The organism is Salarchaeum sp. JOR-1 (assembly GCF_007833275.1).
GTDB lineage: Archaea > Halobacteriota > Halobacteria > Halobacteriales > Halobacteriaceae > Salarchaeum.
The window spans coordinates 1,794,510-1,811,450 of record NZ_CP042241.1 but is presented as its reverse complement, the minus strand read 5'-3'; the positions used below and the strand labels follow the sequence as shown (position 1 = coordinate 1,811,450).

General features: G+C 67.6%; 18 protein-coding genes and 1 tRNA gene. 11 read left to right on the top strand and 8 right to left on the bottom strand.

The annotated features are described in order from the left end of the window. The first annotated feature begins 8 nt into the window (after nt 1-8). Nucleotides 9-848: a fructosamine kinase family protein gene (locus FQU85_RS10325; RefSeq protein ID WP_168219974.1), complete on the top strand. Its 840-nt coding sequence runs from the start codon at nt 9-11 to the stop codon at nt 846-848. Between the two features lie 36 nt (nt 849-884). On the opposite strand, the gene FQU85_RS10320 is transcribed toward FQU85_RS10325, so the two are convergent. Continuing rightward, nucleotides 885-1,364 (bottom strand): 50S ribosomal protein L11, encoded by a 480-nt coding sequence (locus FQU85_RS10320; RefSeq protein WP_145847565.1) that lies wholly within the window; start codon nt 1,362-1,364, stop codon nt 885-887. A gap of 39 nt (nt 1,365-1,403) precedes the next feature. Continuing rightward, nucleotides 1,404-1,604 (bottom strand): hypothetical protein, encoded by a 201-nt coding sequence (locus tag FQU85_RS10315; RefSeq protein ID WP_145847563.1) that lies wholly within the window; start codon nt 1,602-1,604, stop codon nt 1,404-1,406. A gap of 108 nt (nt 1,605-1,712) precedes the next feature. On the opposite strand from FQU85_RS10315, the gene FQU85_RS10310 reads away from it, so the two are divergent. Genes FQU85_RS10310 through FQU85_RS10300 form a run of 3 tightly spaced genes read left to right on the top strand, consistent with a single transcriptional unit; the run spans nt 1,713 to nt 4,064 of the window. Then, nucleotides 1,713-2,825: a GTP-binding protein gene (locus FQU85_RS10310; RefSeq protein ID WP_145847561.1), complete on the top strand. Its 1,113-nt coding sequence runs from the start codon at nt 1,713-1,715 to the stop codon at nt 2,823-2,825. Then, nucleotides 2,822-3,253, top strand: coding sequence for a hypothetical protein (locus tag FQU85_RS10305; protein WP_145847559.1), 432 nt, complete (start codon nt 2,822-2,824; stop codon nt 3,251-3,253). Before FQU85_RS10310 ends, FQU85_RS10305 begins: the two co-directional genes overlap by 4 nt. A 31-nt stretch (nt 3,254-3,284) precedes the next feature. Then, entirely contained in the window at nt 3,285-4,064 is a 780-nt protein-coding gene (locus FQU85_RS10300) for a VOC family protein (RefSeq protein ID WP_145847557.1), read from the top strand. Here FQU85_RS10300 and dph5 read toward each other — a convergent pair. Then, on the bottom strand, nt 4,061-4,858 hold the full coding sequence (gene dph5, locus FQU85_RS10295) for a diphthine synthase (RefSeq protein ID WP_145847555.1): 798 nt from the start codon (nt 4,856-4,858) through the stop codon (nt 4,061-4,063). The genes FQU85_RS10300 and dph5 overlap by 4 nt on opposite strands. An 83-nt stretch (nt 4,859-4,941) precedes the next feature. Between dph5 and FQU85_RS10290 the strand changes: the two genes are divergently transcribed. The 4 genes from FQU85_RS10290 to FQU85_RS10275 all read left to right on the top strand — a co-directional run bounded on the left by FQU85_RS10290 (nt 4,942) and on the right by FQU85_RS10275 (nt 7,386). Further along, nucleotides 4,942-5,925: a class I SAM-dependent methyltransferase family protein gene (locus FQU85_RS10290; protein WP_145847553.1), complete on the top strand. Its 984-nt coding sequence runs from the start codon at nt 4,942-4,944 to the stop codon at nt 5,923-5,925. A gap of 131 nt (nt 5,926-6,056) precedes the next feature. Continuing rightward, complete coding sequence (locus tag FQU85_RS10285; RefSeq protein WP_168219973.1) at nt 6,057-6,635, top strand: TrmB family transcriptional regulator; 579 nt, start codon at nt 6,057-6,059, stop codon at nt 6,633-6,635. A gap of 49 nt (nt 6,636-6,684) precedes the next feature. Continuing rightward, nucleotides 6,685-6,758: transfer RNA gene (locus FQU85_RS10280), tRNA-Thr, on the top strand. Between the two features lie 49 nt (nt 6,759-6,807). After that, complete coding sequence (locus FQU85_RS10275) at nt 6,808-7,386, top strand: DUF998 domain-containing protein (protein WP_145847549.1); 579 nt, start codon at nt 6,808-6,810, stop codon at nt 7,384-7,386. Nucleotides 7,387-7,518: 132 nt separating this feature from the next. Here FQU85_RS10275 and FQU85_RS10270 read toward each other — a convergent pair whose 3' ends face one another. The 3 genes from FQU85_RS10270 to FQU85_RS10260 form a co-directional block, all read right to left on the bottom strand. After that, nucleotides 7,519-9,672, bottom strand: coding sequence for an AAA domain-containing protein (locus tag FQU85_RS10270; RefSeq protein ID WP_145847547.1), 2,154 nt, complete (start codon nt 9,670-9,672; stop codon nt 7,519-7,521). Nucleotides 9,673-9,922: 250 nt separating this feature from the next. Continuing rightward, nucleotides 9,923-10,933, bottom strand: coding sequence for a tyrosine-type recombinase/integrase (locus FQU85_RS10265; protein WP_145847545.1), 1,011 nt, complete (start codon nt 10,931-10,933; stop codon nt 9,923-9,925). Further along, complete coding sequence (locus tag FQU85_RS10260; protein WP_145847544.1) at nt 10,930-11,319, bottom strand: DUF5805 domain-containing protein; 390 nt, start codon at nt 11,317-11,319, stop codon at nt 10,930-10,932. The genes FQU85_RS10265 and FQU85_RS10260 overlap by 4 nt, the downstream gene beginning before the upstream one ends. A gap of 1,426 nt (nt 11,320-12,745) precedes the next feature. Here FQU85_RS10260 and FQU85_RS10255 point away from each other — a divergent pair. Then, nucleotides 12,746-13,375, top strand: coding sequence for a DUF47 domain-containing protein (locus tag FQU85_RS10255; RefSeq protein WP_145847542.1), 630 nt, complete (start codon nt 12,746-12,748; stop codon nt 13,373-13,375). Here FQU85_RS10255 and FQU85_RS10250 read toward each other — a convergent pair. Beyond that, entirely contained in the window at nt 13,372-14,508 is a 1,137-nt protein-coding gene (locus FQU85_RS10250; protein ID WP_145847539.1) for an extracellular solute-binding protein, read from the bottom strand. The genes FQU85_RS10255 and FQU85_RS10250 overlap by 4 nt on opposite strands. 85 nt (nt 14,509-14,593) lie before the next feature. On the opposite strand from FQU85_RS10250, the gene FQU85_RS10245 reads away from it, so the two are divergent. Continuing rightward, nucleotides 14,594-15,745, top strand: coding sequence for a thiolase family protein (locus tag FQU85_RS10245; RefSeq protein ID WP_145847537.1), 1,152 nt, complete (start codon nt 14,594-14,596; stop codon nt 15,743-15,745). Beyond that, the gene (locus tag FQU85_RS10240; RefSeq protein ID WP_145847536.1) at nt 15,742-16,098 is read left to right on the top strand and encodes a Zn-ribbon domain-containing OB-fold protein; all 357 of its coding nucleotides are present in this window, start codon (nt 15,742-15,744) and stop codon (nt 16,096-16,098) included. The genes FQU85_RS10245 and FQU85_RS10240 overlap by 4 nt, the downstream gene beginning before the upstream one ends. 1 nt (nt 16,099) lies before the next feature. Here the strand turns inward: FQU85_RS10240 and hisF are convergent, their stop codons facing one another. Continuing rightward, nucleotides 16,100-16,909: an imidazole glycerol phosphate synthase subunit HisF gene (gene hisF / locus FQU85_RS10235; RefSeq protein ID WP_145847533.1), complete on the bottom strand. Its 810-nt coding sequence runs from the start codon at nt 16,907-16,909 to the stop codon at nt 16,100-16,102. Nucleotides 16,910-16,941 lie beyond the last annotated feature (32 nt).

Sequence of the window (16,941 nt, the reverse complement as noted above, 5' to 3'; positions counted from 1 at the left end):
AGACGCCCGTGAGCGAGTTTCCCACGGAACGCGTCGAGGCCGCGACCGACGCCATCGTCGTCCGCCTCACCGAACTCTCGGGCGGCGAAATCGGCCGGGTGTGGCGCGCCGGTTTGGACTCCGGGCAGTCCGTCGCGGTGAAGACCGGCCCCGCACCGCTCGACGTCGAAGCGCGAAGCCTCCGCGTGCTCGCTGACCACGGTGCGCCCGTCCCCGACGTCGTCTGCGCAACCGAGGACGTGCTCGTCCTCGACTACGTCCCCGGCGAGGAGTGGACGCCGGCTATCGAGCGAGCGCTCGGCCGCCTGGTCGCCCGTCTTCACCGGGAGACCGCGGACACCTACGGATGGCCCGAACCCACGTGGAAAGGGCGGTTCGAACAGCCGAACCCCCGAACGGACGACTGGCCGGCGTTCTTCGCCGACTACCGCCTCCGCCCAGTCGCGGATGCGGCCGACCGCCACGGGGGAATCGACGCGGACACGCGAACGCGCGTCCACGCACTCGCGGACGACAGCGACACGCTCCTTCCCGAGAAACCCACGCCGCGCCTCCTCCACGGCGACCTCTGGCGGAACAACGCCATCCCCGGCACCGACGACGTGCGCGCCCTCCTCGACCCCGCGCCCTGGTACGGCCACCACGAAGTCGAACTCGCCTACGCGGACTGGTGCGGGGTCGGCGACAGCTTCAGAAAGGGCTACGAGGACGTACTGGACGTCGATCCCGCGTTCGCAGACCGCTGTCCGCTCTACGAACTCTACTTCGCGCTCGACCACGCCTACCACTTCCCGAGCGAGGAAGACGACCGGTGGGTGACGGACAGGCTCGACAGGCTCGGCTACTGAGCGAGAACCCGAAAGAACCGGACTGTGGTCGCGTCTCTACGCTTCCGCGAGCACGTCGTCGAACTCGCCGGAGTCGACGCGCTCCTTGAAGCCGCGCGCGTCCTCGCCCTCGATGGTGACGCCGAGGGTGACGCACGTGCCGGCGACTTCCTTCGCGGCGTTCTTCGTGTCGTACGCGAGGAGGTCGGGCTTCTTCTGCTCCGCGATGCTCTTGAGCTGGTCGATGGAGATGTCGGCGACGAAGTCCTCCTGGGGTTCGCCGCTCCCGGTGTCGAAGCCGGCCTCGTCCTTGATGAGTTCCGCCGTCGGCGGAACGCCGACTTCGATGCTGAAGGAGCCGTCCTCCTCGTACTCGACGGTGACGGGAACTTCCGTGCCGTCGAACGCGGCGGTCTGGTCGTTTATTTCTTCGACGACTGCCTGCACGTCGACGGGCGTCGGCCCGAGCTCGGGACCGAGCGGCGGGCCGGGGTTGGCCTGACCGCCGGGTACGAGCACTTCGATAGTCTCAGCCATACCTATCCGAACTGTCGCCGCAGTTTTAAGGATTACCTTTCAGGGGAGGCTGATTCCCTGTCGCGCGAGGTAGTCGTTGACAGCCTTGATCTCGATGGGGCTACCGATGATGCGGGCGACTCCGTCGTCGTCCACGACCGTGACGACGAACCGGTCTTCGATGTCCGCGCGGTACTCCCGGAGTTCGTCCGCGGGGAGGACGATCTGGGTGCTGTCGCGCAGACTCTCGGGGTCGGGCATCACGCGGACATGCAGAAGTTGGGCGCTTTAACGTGTCGAAACCACGTGAGGTCGGCGGTGCGGGCCTGATGAACAGGAATAAAGGCGGGACAGGCGTAGGGCGGCGTAATGGGACTGGAGGAGGAGATCGACGAATTGGAGGAGGAGATCGCTAACACTCCGTACAACAAGTCCACTGAAGCCCACATCGGCCGCCTGAAGTCGAAGCTCGCGGACAAAAAGGAGAAGCTGGAAGCCCAGCAGTCCGGGTCGGGCGGCGGCGGCGGGTACTCCGTGAAGCAGCACGGGGACGCGACGGTGGCGCTCGTCGGTTTCCCCTCGGTCGGAAAGTCCACGCTCGTGAACGCGCTGACGAACGCGGACAGCGAGGTCGGCGCGTACGAGTTCACCACGCTCGACGTGAACCCCGGAATGCTCGAATACCGGGGCGCCGACATCCAGATACTGGACGTGCCGGGTCTCATCGAGGGCGCGGCGGGCGGACGCGGGGGCGGGAAGGAAGTCCTCTCCGTCGTCCGCTCGGCCGACCTCATCGTGTTCGTGCTGTCCGCGTTCGAAATCGAGCAGTACGACCGGCTGTCCGACGAACTCTACAACACCAAGATACGCCTGGATCAGGAACCCCCCGCGGTTCGCGTGACGCGGAAGGGAAAGGGCGGTATCGACGTGAACACGTCCGGCGACATGGATCTCGACCACGACACCGTTCGCGAAATCCTCCGCGAGCAGGGGTTCGTGAACGCGGACGTGGCCATCCGCGGAAACCCGGACGTCGACCAGCTCGTGGACGGCGTGATGGACAACCGCGTCTACCTCCCGTCGATGGTCGCCGTGAACAAGGTCGACCTCATCGAACCGTCCTACGTGGACACGGTGAAAGAGGGGTTGCGGGAGCGCGACATCGACCCGGAGGAGGCCGTGTTCATCAGCGCGTACGAAGAGAAGGGACTGGACGGCTTCAAGGAGCGGATGTGGGAGGAACTCGGCCTCATCCGCGTCTACATGGACAAGCCCGGACGCGGCATCGACTGGGAGGAACCGCTCGTAGTCGAGCGCGGCGCGACCGTGGACGACGCCCTCCACAACCTCGGCGGGACGCTCGACGAGCGCTTCCGGTTCGCGCGCGTCACCGGCCCGAGCGCCCAACACGACGACCAGCAAGTGGGGAGAGACCACGTGCTGGAGGACGAGGACGTGCTCCGCGTCGTCGCCCGGCGATGACTCTTCGCAGACGCCTGCTCGCCGTTCTCCTCGCGGGCGTCGTTCCGTGGACAGTGTATTTCTACGACGGCGGCGCGGGCGGGTTCGCCGCCTACGGTCTCCTCAGCTTCACGCCCGCGTTCCACGTCACCGACCTCGCCACCTACCTCGACAACGCCGTCGTCCCCGGCGGCTGGTTCTCCGCGTGGCTCACCGGCGTCCTCCTCTACGCGGTCGCGCTCTGCAGCCTCGCGCTCGGCGCGCTCGGCCGCGAAGACCACCGCGTGACTGACGGCCTCCTGGCGCTCGCGGGCCTGAACGAACTCTACTTCGCCGTCGGCTTCTACACCACCCGCGACTACCTCACGCTCCCGCTCGGCGCGCTCTGCCTGCTCGCGGTCGCGGTCTGGGACTACCGAGGACGCGGCAGGGCGTTCCGACCCCAGTAGGTTTACGCCGCCCCCGTCCCAGCACTCGACTATGAGCGATTTCGTGCTCGATCACACGATGATTCGCGTCAGCGACCTCGAGGAGTCCATGGACTGGTATCAGTCCCACCTCGACTACGAGGAGAAGGGCCGCTGGGACGGCGACGGCTTCACAATCGTCTACCTCGGGCCCGAGGACGTCCACGAGGACGGCGCGCTCCTCGAACTCACCCACAACGAGGGCGAGGAGGACTACGACCTCGGCGACGCCTGGGGACACATCGCCGTCCGCGTCGAGGACGTCCACGACGCCTACTACGACCTGATGGACGAGGGCGTCGAGGACTATCGCCGGCCCGAGGACAACCCCGGCTACGCGTTCGTGAAAGACCCGGACGGCCACGAGATCGAGATCGTCGAGCGCGACCACGGCGCGAAGTGGAGTCTCGACCACACGATGATTCGCGTCGAGGACGCCGACGAACACCTCGGGTTCTGGACGCGGAAGTTCGAGTACGAGCACGCCGGCCGCTGGGAGGCCGACACGTTCGCGAACTACTTCCTCGCGCCCGAGGACGCCGCGAAGGAGGCGATGACGGTCGAACTCACGTACAACTACGACGGCCGCAGCTACGACCTCGGTGACGCCTGGGGCCACCTCGCCGTGCGCACGAGCGACCTCCACGACGACTGGGACACCCTCATGACCCGGGAGGCCGAGGACTACCGCGACCCCGAGTCCTGCGACGACATGTACGCGTTCACGAAAGACCCGGACGGCCACGAGATCGAAGTGCTGAACCCCGACGACTCGCCCGTCGACCGCGCCTAAACCGTCCGTTCTTCGACCACGTCGTCCGGCGCGCCCGCGAGCCCGGTGAGCGCGTCCGCTTCGACGTGATGGAGGGCGCCGGGAATCACGAGCAAGTGCAGCGGACTCCCGAAGTCCCGCTGGGCGAGCGCGCCGAGGGTGTCCGCTTCGACGAGCGCGTCCGGTGCGCCCGCGCGCGCGACGACGACGCCGAGCGCGTCCGGGTTCCAGTGTTCCGCGAGCAGGCCGGCGGCGTGGCTCGCGGTCATGTAGTCGTCGCCCTCCCGATACGGGTTGTCGACCTTGATATCGAGGTAGCAGAGCGTGTGCAGGCCGCGCTCGCGGTTGTCCTCGATAGTGTCGATGACTGACCCGGGGACGCCGTCAGCGCCGTGCACCCACTCGAACGGCAGCGTCGTCGCCTTCCCGAACCGGTAGTTCTGGAGGCCAGTGAGGGAGGACGCGGCGGACTCCGCGGTGGGCGCGTGAATCACGCGGGTGTCGATGCCGCGGTCGTGTGCGCGCAACCGGAGGTCGACGTGCGTCGTCGAAATCATCGTATCGCCGGCGGTGAGGAACACCGCGTCCTCGGACTCGGCGGCGTCGAGAATCGGCCCGGGATCCTGTTCGACGCCCGCGCGATCACGGACTTCGATATGCGTGTCGTGGTAGGATTGGAGGTCGTCGACTGTCGCGCCGACGAGGTGGCTGGTGTAGAACTCCGCGAACGCGCGGTCGGCCTCCCGGACGGCCTCGCGGCCCTCGACGGTGATCGATTCCTCGTCGTAGAGCCCGAGACCGACGAACGTGAGCATACCCGCCTTCGGGTTCGCGGGCGCTTTTCCGTTTCGGGTCGACTCCGAAGCCGGTAAACCCCGGCGTCGCCGAGAGAGCGAGTATGGAAGTCCCGTGCGTGCGCGTCCCCGTCGCGGAGGGAGAAGCGACCCGCCAGCGGCTCGCGGACGCGGATCTCGTCGACCCCGACTTCGACATCGTCGTCGAGGACGACACCCTCTACATCCCCGTCACCGACCCGGACGCAGTGCCCGACGCCCTCGGAGTGGCAGTGCACGACGCGCCCGAGCGCCGGACGCCGACGACGCCCGCCGACCGCCTCGGGTTCGAACCGACGTACGAGCGCCTCGGCGACATCGTCATCGTGGACGAGGACGACCCCGAACGCGCCTGCCGGATTGCGGACGCCATCCTGGAGTCGGACGTGCGCGCGAAGACCGTCGTGAACCGCGCGTCGAAGGTGAAGGGCGAGACGCGGGTTCGCGACTGGGATGTACTCGCCGGGTCGGAGACCGAGACCGTCCACCGCGAGTACGGCCACGAGTTCGCGCTCGACATCACCCAGGTGTACTTCTCGCCGCGCCTCGCCACCGAACGCCACCGCGTCGTCGAGCAGGTCGATCCGGGCGAGAACGCATTCGACATGTTCGCGGGCGTCGGCCCGTACGCGATTCCGCTGGCGGACGCGGGCGCCGACGTCGTCGCCACCGACATCAACGAGGCCGCCATCGACTACCTCCGCGAGAACGCCCGCCGGAACGGCGTCGACGACCGAGTCACCGCCCACGCGGGGGACGTGCGCGACCTCGCCGCCGCGTACGAGGACTGGGCGAACCGCCTCGTGATGAACCTCCCGCACTCAGCCGGGGAGTTCCTCGACACCGCCGTCCACCTCGCGGGCGACGACTGCACCATCCACTACTACGACATCCAGCACGAAGACGACCTGTACGGCCCCGGTGAGCGCGCGATCCGGGACGCCGCGGAACCCGACTACGACGTGACGGTCGAGACCCGGCACACCGTTCGGTCGTACGCGCCCCACGAGTACAACGTCTGCCTCGACGTCCGACTCACCCAGGACTGACGGAACGTTTAGGTTCCGCGAACCGACACGTATCAGGTATGCCGCGAACGCCCTCCATTCTCGAAAACGAACACGCCCGCGCGATCGGCGGCCTCCTGGCTGTGGTTTCGATACTGGTGGTTTTCGGAGGTATGAGCGCGTTTACTGCCGCATATATGCTCGTATTGATCGGCGGTATCGCCGCGGCGGACTGGCTGGTAGACGCCCGCGAGCTCCCCGACGAGACCTCGCAGGGCGTGTACGGCGTGCTCGTCGTCGCCGCTGCCGCGTTCGTCGCACTCACGAGTTCGGGCGGTATGCCGGCCGTCGTGGCGGTCGTCGGCCTGCTCGCCGCGTTCGGCGGCTGGACCGTCCTCGACGCCTACACCGCGTTCCGGTACGAAGACGACGACACCCACGCGTTCCTCCGCGGCGTGGACGACGACGGCACCGAAGCCATGCTCCGCATGCAGACCATGAACGCGGTCAACCAGGAACTCAAGAACGCCGACGGCCCGCGAACACCCAGTGAACTCGCGGACGCCCTCGACATGACGGAGACCCGCGTCGAACCCGCGCTCTCCTATCTCGCCAGCAAGGGTCACGCCGAACGCGTCGAGGACGGCTACCGCGCCACCCCGCCCCGCTGGGGTCGCCTCCACCCGGTGGTCGCGTTCGCGCGCTGGCTCCCCCGCCGCGTCCTCGCGCCCGCCCGCCGACTCCGGGTCTGATTCGACAGCCTTATTTCTATCATCCGGCTACGGTGGAATGCGAAGGCGCGCCGGTATAGCTCAGACTGGTAGAGCGATTCCTTCGTAAGGAATAGGCCAAGGGTTCAAATCCCTTTACCGGCTCTCCCGTTTCCTCCGACGTTTTTTATTCGATCGTTGTGATTTTCCGGGTATGGTTCGAAATCGGTCGCGCGCGATAGCCGGCGGTCTGGTGCTCGCGGTGGGCGTGTTACTGGCGTTGGCGTTCACGACCGCGGAGGCGTTCTATCCGGGGTACAGCACGTCGACGCAGACGATTAGCGCGCTCGGATCGGACACGGGAACCCCCGAGTCGCGGCTGGTGTTCAACAGTGCGATGGTGGTCTCTGGACTGTTGCTGGCGGTCGCGGCGTACTTCCTCCGGGATGTGTACGACTCGTGGGTCGTGCCGGCGCTAGCGGCTGTCACGGGCGTGGTCGGGTTCGCGGGCGTGGGAGTGTTCCCGTCGCAGACGGGCGCGCCGCACGCGCTCGCGGCGCTGGTGTCGTTCGGCGGAAGCGGCGTTATCGCGCTCGCAGTCGCCCGTGCGGAGTCGGCGGCGTTCCAGTACGCCTCCGCGGTGCTCGGCGTCGCCGTCCTTCTCACACTCGCGGGGTTCGTCGGACTCGGCGGCGGCACCCCGCTCGGAATCGGCGGTCTTGAGCGCTGGGTCGCTTACCTGGGGATTCTCTGGGCGGCGAGCTACGGCGGGTTCCTGCTCGCGCGCGAGTAATCAGTCGAGAGACGGCCGGAGTCGCGTCGGGCCTGCCATCCGAACCACTTCCAACCCGACGTGTCCGGCCACACGCACCAGTACGCGGCGAGCCATCAATAGGTGTTGCCTAGAAGCGAGCACTGCCACTAGTCACACGCCGAGGTGGTCGGCGAGGCGGGCGTACACGTCCGCACAGCTCTCTGCGGGCGTTCGATGGGTTGCGACGGTTCCGAGCGTCTCCCAGTCGCCGACGAGGACGAGGCGTTTGCGGGCGCGGGTGAGCGCGACGTTCAGCCGGCGCGGCCCCTCACTGGGGAGTTCGAGGAACCCGCTCGCGTGCTCGTCGTTGCTCCGGACGAAGGAGACGACGACGGCCTCGCGCTCGCCGCCCTGGAAGGAGTCGATGGTGTCGACGGTCACGTCGGAGAACCCGGCGTCACCGAGGCGCTGGCGGAGGAGACGAACCTGCCCCGTGTACGCGGCGATGACGCCCACGCCCTCGCTCGAGAGGCCGTTGGCGCGAAGGCGTTCGACTTCCTCGACCACGGCGTCGGCCTCGGCGGGGTTGTCGTACGAGTTCCCCGCTACGTCCCGTCGCTCCGGCCCCGTCACGTCCACACCGCGGAGCGGCGGGAGGTCGCCTATCGTCCACGACTCCTCCCTGTCGGTGGTCTCGAGGAGGCCGTCGTAGAACTCCCCGTTGGGGAACGCCGCGATGTCCGCGTGCATCCGGTACTGCTCGCGGAGCGGGACGGCGAGGTCGTCGCCGTAGCGCTCCAGGAGGAACTCGAAGAGCGACGCGTGGGCGTCCGCGTCCGTGTCGTGTTCGCTCGCGCTGTACGGCGGGAGTTGCTTGTGGTCGCCCGCGAGAACGAGTTTTCGCGCGCACTCGAGGACGATGGCGGTCGCGGAACGACTCGCCTGCGTCGCCTCGTCCACGACGCCGACGTCGAAGCGGTTCCGGTCGAACGCCGCGGCCGCGCTCGTCGTCGCCGCGACCACGTCCGCGCCTTCGAGCGGTTCGTTCGCGTACTCGCTCGCGACGACCGCGTTCTTCGTGTTCCCGCCGGCGCGAGCCAGGGAGAGGCCGGCGTCGTCCGAGAGCGCGTGGAGCGAGTCGGGGTCGGGGCTGTGGAGGGTGCTGTCCCCGACGAGGAGGTTATCAACGGCCTGATTCGAGTGCGCGGCGACGAGCACGCGCTGACCCTGCGTCGCGGCGTAGCGAACGTACGCCGTGAGCGTCCGGGTCTTCCCCGTTCCGGGCGGTCCGTGGATGCAGACGGCGTCCTCGGCGGCGTCCGCCCAGACGAGCGCGCGCCGCTGATAGTCGTTCAGGCTCGGCGTCGGGTCGTAGTCCGCGTGCTCGTTCACGGTGAATCCGAGCGGCCGCGTGCCGGCGAGCAGTTCGCGCTTCGCGTCGTCCGCGGCGACCGCGTCGATAGCGTCCAACCGTCGCTGGAACGGCACCGGATTCAGGAGGGTTGTGAGCCACGCGTCGGTCTCGTTCAGGCCGTGTTCGAGCGTCTCGTCGTCGATTCCGGGGTTGAGCGGGCGGAACGTGACGTGCGGTGTCTCCACCGAAACGGCTTCCGCGTCAAGCGGCAGCCACGACGGCCCGCCGCGCGCGTCCAGAAGACAGCGGTTCCCGGGGTACAGGCCCGCGTCCCGACGCAGCGACGTGTCATCGCCGACGTGCTGGAGCGTGAACGCCACGTCTCCCATCTCGTCGCGGGTCGTCCCGACGAACGCGAACGGCCCCGCAGTCTCCCCGCGTCGGATCGACTCGTCGAGCCCCAGTTCGCGGTACGCCCGCCGTGCGCCCGAGCGCTCGGCGTGCTTCTCCGTTCGCACGAACGCACGGAGGTCGTCCACCACGGCCGATTCGTCCACCGCGTACGGTTCCGCGGGCGCGAGCTCGCCCGGCGGACGGTCGTCGTCGGAGAGCGACACGTCCGACGGCGTGATGTCGTCGCGCAGCCAGAACTGGACGCGATGCCCGATCTCCGTGCCGGCGGCGTCCGCACAGTCCACGAAGCGCTCCCGTCCGCTGATGCCGAACGACGTGTCGTACCACCCTACCTGCTCTTTCTCCGGCCGAAACAGCACGTACTCGTCCGTTAGCGTCGCGTCGTCGCCGTCGAACAGCGGGACGACGTACGCGCCACCGCTCGGCGCGCGAATCCCGAGCGCCTGCATCGCGTTCTGCGCGGCGAGAGCCACGTTTATCGGGCGGTACACGTCGTTCAGCGCCCCCTGGAACAGCGTCGCGTCGGTCACTCGCCACTCGTCGAACGCTGGCGTCATCGCCACCTCACTCCACTCGCGCGACTTCGGCGCACGGCCCTACTGGGGGAGTCGCGTCCCTGAACGTTCCGGAATCACGAGACGGTTACTCGCGGGCGTCCTCTCTCTTGGAACGTCTCGAGGGGAGGCGGCGTCGGACGAGCGGCGGCAATCGGGTACAACATCGCCCGATAGGGATCACACAAAACGAGTGGTTCCGAGACCCCCACGATTCAATATAGCGATATGCAGTATATAGGTTGGCTGTGGGTCACGCTGTGATCGAGTAAATCGAATCGAGATAGACCTCTCGGACGCGGTCACCCCAGTTGTGGGTATATGTGTCGATAATGTCGTCTGCCACGTCGCCGCGGAGGTACTTGACGACGCCGCGGTCGCCGGTGCGGTCGCGGAGGTGCGTAGTGAAAAAGTGCCGGAAGTAGTGGGGCGTGACGTTCTCGGTGGCGTCCGCGCCGGGTTCGTACCACCCGGCGTCGGTCGCGTGTCGCGTCACGACGTTCCGCACCATCTCCGGCGTCAGGCGTTCGCCCCAGGCGTCGCTCGTGCTCACGAACAGGGGGTCTGCGGGCGACGGCGCGTCCGGTCGAATCGCGAGCCAACGCAGGAGTGCGCGCTTCAACTCCCCGTCGACGGGAACCAACGTCACGCGTTTTCGCTTGTTCGACGCTGTGCGCTCCTCGCCGTTCACGGTCGTCCCGCGCACCGTGTCGGGGTCGACGAACAGCGTGTCCGTCCGACCGTCGAGGTGCGCGCGCCCGCCCAGCTCGTAGGCGTCTCCGAGTTCGGGCGCGTCGAGCGTGATATCACGGAGGTCGAGATTGCAGAGTTCACCCACTCGAACCCCGGTCTTCAGGAGCGTCATCACGAGCGCGCGCTCCAGCGGATGGCGGATGTCGGCGACGAACGACCGCATGCGCGGAATCGATATCTCGCGGCGCGCCGGGTCGGTGTCGATGGATTCGTCCATCTCCTCGACCACGAGCGACATCGGGTTCGCCTCTAGTTCCCCGACCTGGGACATGTACGCGTAGAACCGGTGGACGTAGGACGCGTACGTCGCGACCGTGCTGTCCGCACGGCCGTCCCGGATGGAGGACACCCAGGCGAGGCAGTCCCGGCGGTCGGCGTCCGCGGGCGACGTTCCTCGACCAGCGAGGAACGTCGTATACTCTCCCAGCACGCGCTCGTACGCCGCTCGCGTTCGCTCGCTCTTCCCGTGGAACCCCATGTCCTCCAGAAAGTACTCGACGCGCTCGCTCATTCGTCCACCAGCGTGTATCCACCTTCGCGCGGTCGATACCGAACCGCCCCCTCGTCTTCGAGCGACTGAATCGCTTCCTCGACCCGGTCTTCCACGTCGTCGGTCACCGCCGCGAGCAACTCGTCCCAGCCGAGCGTTCCTTCGGACTCCAGACACGACCGGACGTCCTCCTTCAACCCCGTTTCGACGCCGTCACCCCCAGGGTCTAGGTCTTCAGAACCGCCTTCCCCGGCACCTATTTGTATGTTTTGTCGGCCCGCCTGTACCATCGCCCGCACGAACTCGCTCTGCGTCATATCTAACTCCTCGGCGTCCGATACCCACTCCTCTTTCTGCCACCGCGGCACATACGTCTTCACTGACGTTCGTTCTGCGCCCTCGCTCATACACTCCGCCTCACACCCCGCCACCATCAAAGTTCCCACTATACATGATAAATACACTTATCAGTTCCAGTAGCGCCGTATTAGTGCTGTTTTGTAGCCCTAGAAATACTGATTTGCGCCCCCAGTTCCTATATAGGATGATTATTATTGGATACGTGTGGTTCCACATAGCTTCCTTAGTAAATCCGGGTTCGAACGGAGTCAGGCGTGCCAAACGCGAGGAGCCGTCTGCCTCGCGGGCGGGACGCGTCGGCCAGCAGATTCGAAGTAGTGTCTCGAAACGAGCATTCGGTCGACTCTCGGAGTCAGCTCACGGTCGTGCCAGACTCGAATTCGTGAACGAGAGTTCCACGGCCGTGCGGCTGAGCGCTTCTGTAGAGAACTGACTGTTGCCTAGTGGACTTACTGTCTGCGGTGGGGGAGCCAGTAAGCGACAGTGTGTCTCGCCAGTGCGGTTTCACTCTGAACGTAGTCGCGTATGCCAGGCTGTCTCGGCTGTGACGTGGCAATGAGCGAACCAACGCACAAGGCGTCGGACGTATCGAGTCTGGAGAGAGTGTGCGTGCCCGCAACGGCGACTGGCCTGTTGCAGCCGTCCAGACTGTGGCCTTCCAGAGCTTCACGCTGATACCTGAACGGCTACGCGCATCAGAACGTGCTGGAGGTGCACTAATTCGATCGACGGCGGGATTACTGACGTATCTGGACGTACCGAGTGGTTCCAACGCTGTCCTCAGCAGGGGGTTTCAACAGGCCTACAACGGCCTGCTGGCGATACGTCCAGAGTAGCGCACCGGGAAACCGATGACGGTCTTGTGTGACACTCATGCCGGCGTCCCACGGCGTCTAGGGGACGCGAGCTGGCGGGCGCGAGTCATCGACGCCGAGGTGAGGTGGGCGAGCGTTCGGGCGGAAAACGGTATCGGTGGAGGCGGCTCGGACATTGTGCGCGGTCACTACTTGGGCAGGTGGTCCGGATGGTGGCGGGGTTAACTGCTTCGCCTCGCCCAGAGCGCCGGCGTCGCACCGTCTCCGCGACTATGCACTGCCGTTCAGAGGGACGCGGCGCTGTCTTCGATAGTGGGGGACGCAGTTTCTCGACATGCCGAGGACGAGCGAGCCGAGAGGCGCGTGTCGCGGTGAGTCGGGTTCGGGCTGTCGGTCGAGGCTCGGTTTCATTGTTCCGGCGTTTCCGCTCGTCCAGTCGAGTTTCCTGCGCTCGCGAGCGGGTTCGCGTTGGGAGTGAGAGCGACTGGCAAGCGTCGTACTATCTGACTGTGTCCGCCACGCACCTCATAAATCTTATTTCGCAATATACAATCTCGGCTGTGGAGGGGGCGCGGATATCGAGCGCTCCGGACGGCTACGGAGTGCTTCGGGCGGTTCATAGCAAGGCTTTCCGCCGCGTTCGCGCGATTCGTGCGTGATGGAGGCAGCCGGTGTTACCGACGACCGCATCGAGGAGCTGAGCGCGACGTACCTCGAAGAGGTGACCGAATGCGTGAGCGCGCTCGACGGCGTGTTCGACGGAGGCACGCCCGGCGTCGAACGCGTCGAGTCCCTGGAGTCCCAGTGCGACGAGATCGGGCGGGCGCTTCGGTCGGCGCTCGGCGCGACAGCTCCGACGTTCCGCGGCGTCTACCTGCAAGCGGGCGACCTCGCCGAGTTCTACACGCGCGCCGACGACGTCGCGAACCACGCGGAGGGCGTCGCGCTCGACTACCGCGCGACCGGCGCGTACCTCGGCCTCGTCCGCCCGCACCTGCGGGAGATGGTGGCGGACGCGGTGGTGGCGAGCGCGCACCTCGAAACCGCGACCGCCGCCTACCTGGGCGACGAGGGCGACGACGCGGTCTCGGAGGCGGTGGCCCGCATCCGAGAACTGGAGCGCGCGTGCGACGACCGCCGCCACGACGCAGTCAGGGTGGCGTTCGAGCAGCGGGACGCGGCCGACGCGCTCGTCCTCCGAGAACTCGTGCGCGGCGTCGATGCGGTCGTGGACGCCATCGAGGACGCCGCCGACCACATCGAGTTCATGCTGTCGCTCTCGCCCTAGGGCAGAACCCCGACTTCCCGCAGCAGCGACGTCGTCGGCCGCACGTCTCCGAGCGCCGCCAGCGAGACGGCGGGCGGCGTGAGCGCGTCGAGCGGCGGGAGAGCCGCGACCGGTTCGACACCGGGCGTGACCGGATAGGCGAGCGCGTCGGTTGCGACGTACTCCTGGGCTTCGGCGCTGAGGAGGTGGCGGACGAACCGGTGGGCGAGCGTCGTCGCGTTGCTCGCACGGAGGACGGCGGCGGCGGTGGCGTTGACGAGCGCGCCCGCGTCGTTCTCGGTGAACGCGAGACCCGGGCCGGCGTCGGGCCGGCCGGCGCGGACGCGGAGCACGTCCTGGTGCGAGCAGAGCGCGAGCGCGGCGTCCCCCCGCGCGACGGCGTTCGCGGCGAAGAACTCGCCGTCCACGGTCTCGGTGTCCGCGGCGAGTACGGCGAGCAACCACTCGCGGGCGGCCTCCCGCCCCGCGAGCGAGCGGAGGGCGGTGACGAACGTTCGGAAGCCGTACGAGCGCGGGGCCCAGGCTATCGACGCGGGCACCTCGCTCGCAACGGCGTCGATGCTCGTCGGAACGCCGCCGGCGTCGAAGGCGGTGGCGTCGTAGGCGAGCGCGCGGGAGTGCGCGCCGACGCCGACCCAGGTGTCGGTCGGGCGGAACCGCGGGGGGACGCGCGCCGCCACGTCGTCCGAGAGGGGGGCGGTGAGGTCGTCGTCCGCGAGCGCGTCCACGGCGGCGGCGTCGGTGGCGAGGAACACGTCCGCGCGGACGTTCCCGGCCTCGGCCTGCTCGCGGAGCGCGGCAACGAGTACGGCTGCGGGTTCGATGCGGAGCGTCGGCTCGAACCCAGGGTACGTTCGTTCGAACAGAGCGACGAGGCGTTCGTATCGATCGCTCGCGCTCTCCGCGAGGTAGACGGTCAGGCGGCCGTCGAGCCCTGGGAGGCTGTCGATACGCGGCCCGCCGGGAACGGGGCGTTCGCCCACGAGACGGGTGTCGCCGCGGAACTCGTCGAGGGCCGGTGTCGGCACGTCGTCACCGTCCCTGAGAGCGTCCGCACAGCCGGCGAGCGACCCGAGGAGCGCGGTGCCGGACGCCAGAACGCCGCGACGCGTGTGGAGCGACCGCTCGGTCATCGTCTCCCACCTGTTTACCCCGCCAGTATCAGCCTACTGTTTTTCTACCCAAACCGTGAAGTCGCTCGCTCGCGCTCGCCCGAGTATGGACAGGGTAGCCGTAATCGGTGCGTCGATGACGCGGTTCGGCGAACGCGACGACTGGATTCGCGACCTGCTCGCGGAGGCCGGGGACGCCTGCCTCCGGGACGCGAGCGTGCCGTCGGAGGCGGTCGAGCACGTCTACGTCTCGAACATGGCGAGCGGCGAGTTCGAGGGACAGACCGGCGTCTCGAACATGCTCGCGCACGACCTCGGGATGGTCGGCGCGTACACCCAGCGCGTCGACCAGACGAGCGCGTCCGGCGGCGCGGGCATCTACGCCGCCTGGCAGTCCGTCGCGTCCGGCGCGAGCGACATGACGCTCCTCGTCGGCGGCGAGAAGATGACGCACCGAACCACGGGAGAAGCGACCGACGTCATCGCGAGCCTGACGCATCCCGTGGAGTACAAGCACGGCGTGACGCTCCCGAGTTTCGCGGGCCTCACGGCCCGGCTCTACCTCGACGAGTACGACGCGCCCCGGGAGTCGCTCGCGGCGGTCGCGGCGAAGAACCACCGGAACGGCGTGGACAACCCTCACGCCCAGTTCCGAAAAGAGGTGAGCGAGGACGAGATTCTGGACTCCCCAATCGTCGCCGACCCCCTCCGGTTGTACGACTTCTGCCCCATCACGGACGGCTCCGCCGCGCTGTTGTTCTGCCCCGAGTCGGTCGCTCGGGAGTACACGGACGACTACACGGTCGTCTCGGGCGTCGCGGGCGCGAGCGACACGCACGTCGTCCACGAGCGCGACGACCCGACGACGATGAACGGCGTCGCGGACTCCGCCACGGAGGCGTTCGAGATGGCCGGCCGCGGCCCCGACGACGTGGACGTGGCGGAACTCCACGACATGTTCACCATCCTCGAAGTGCTCCAGCTGGAAGCCCTCGGGTTCGCCGAGACGGGCGAAGGCTGGCGGCTCGCCCCCGACGGCGTCACCGAACGCGACGGCCGCCTCCCCGTCAACACCTCGGGCGGCCTGAAGTCGAAGGGCCACCCGCTCGGCGCGAGCGGCGTCGCACAGGCCTACGAACTCCACCGGCAGCTCCTCGGCGACGCGGGCGACCGACAGGTCGACGCCGAGGTCGGCCTCGCCTGCAACGTCGGCGGGTTCGGGAACTGCGTCACCACCACCATCCTCGAAACGCCATGAACGCACACCGCTGTCCGAACGACCACCTCACGTACCCCGGTCACGCCCGCTGTCCCGACTGCGGCGAACCACAGGACGACACCGTCTCGCTCGCCGACCGCACGGCCGAGATCGTCACGTGGACGACGAGCACCGCCACCCCGCCGGGCGTCCGCCAACCCAACCACCTCGCAATCGTCGAGTTCGACGTGGACGGCCAGCCGGTGCGTGCGCTCGGCCAACTCACCACCGACGACGTGGACATCGGCGACACCGTGACCCCCGTCCACGTCGACGAGCTCCGCGACCCCGACGCCGGCATCCGCGAACCCGAGAGCCAGAACTGGGACGGCTACCGATTCGAACCCGCGTAGGCTACAGCCGAACGGGAACGCCGTGTTCGTCCAGGTACTCCTTGACTTCGTCCACGCCGTACTCGTCGAAGTGGAAGATGGAGGCGGCCAACGCGGCGTCGGCGCCGGCGTCGAACGCTTCCTTCATGTGCTGGGGGCCGCCGCAGCCGGAGGACGCGATGACGGGCGTCGATACCGAATCGCAGACGGCGCTGGTGAGCGGGAGGTCGTAGCCGTCCTTGGTGCCGTCGGCGTCGATCGAGTTCACGAACAGTTCGCCCGCGCCGCGCTCCTCGGCCTCCTGCACCCAGTCGATCACGTCGCGGCCGGTTCCTTCGCGGCCGCCCTTGACGGTGGCTTCGAACCAGCAGGACTCGCCGTTCACTTGTTCGTAGTGTTCGCCGTCTTCGTCGAAGCGGCGTTTGGCGTCGACGCTGACGACCATGCACTGACTGCCGAACGCGCGCGCGCCTTCGGTGATGAGTTCGGGGCGCTGGATGGCGGCAGTGTTGATGGAGACCTTGTCCGCGCCGGCGCGCAGCGTCTCCTTCACGTCCTCGCGCGTGCGGATGCCGCCGCCGACGGTGAGCGGGATGAATATCTCGTCGGCGACCCGGGAGACGGTGTCGAGCATCGTCTCCCGTCCGTCCGCGCTCGCGGTGATGTCGAGGAAGACGAACTCGTCCGCGCCCGCCTCGTTGTACTTCTTCGCGAGTTCGACGGGGTCGCCCGTGTACTGGAGGTCTTCGAACTGAACGCCCGTGTAGACCGCCGCGTCCCCGTTCTCGTCGAGATCCACGTCGATACACGGGATGACGCGTTTCGTCAACATACACGTTCGTTCACTCGGACGGCGTTTCACGG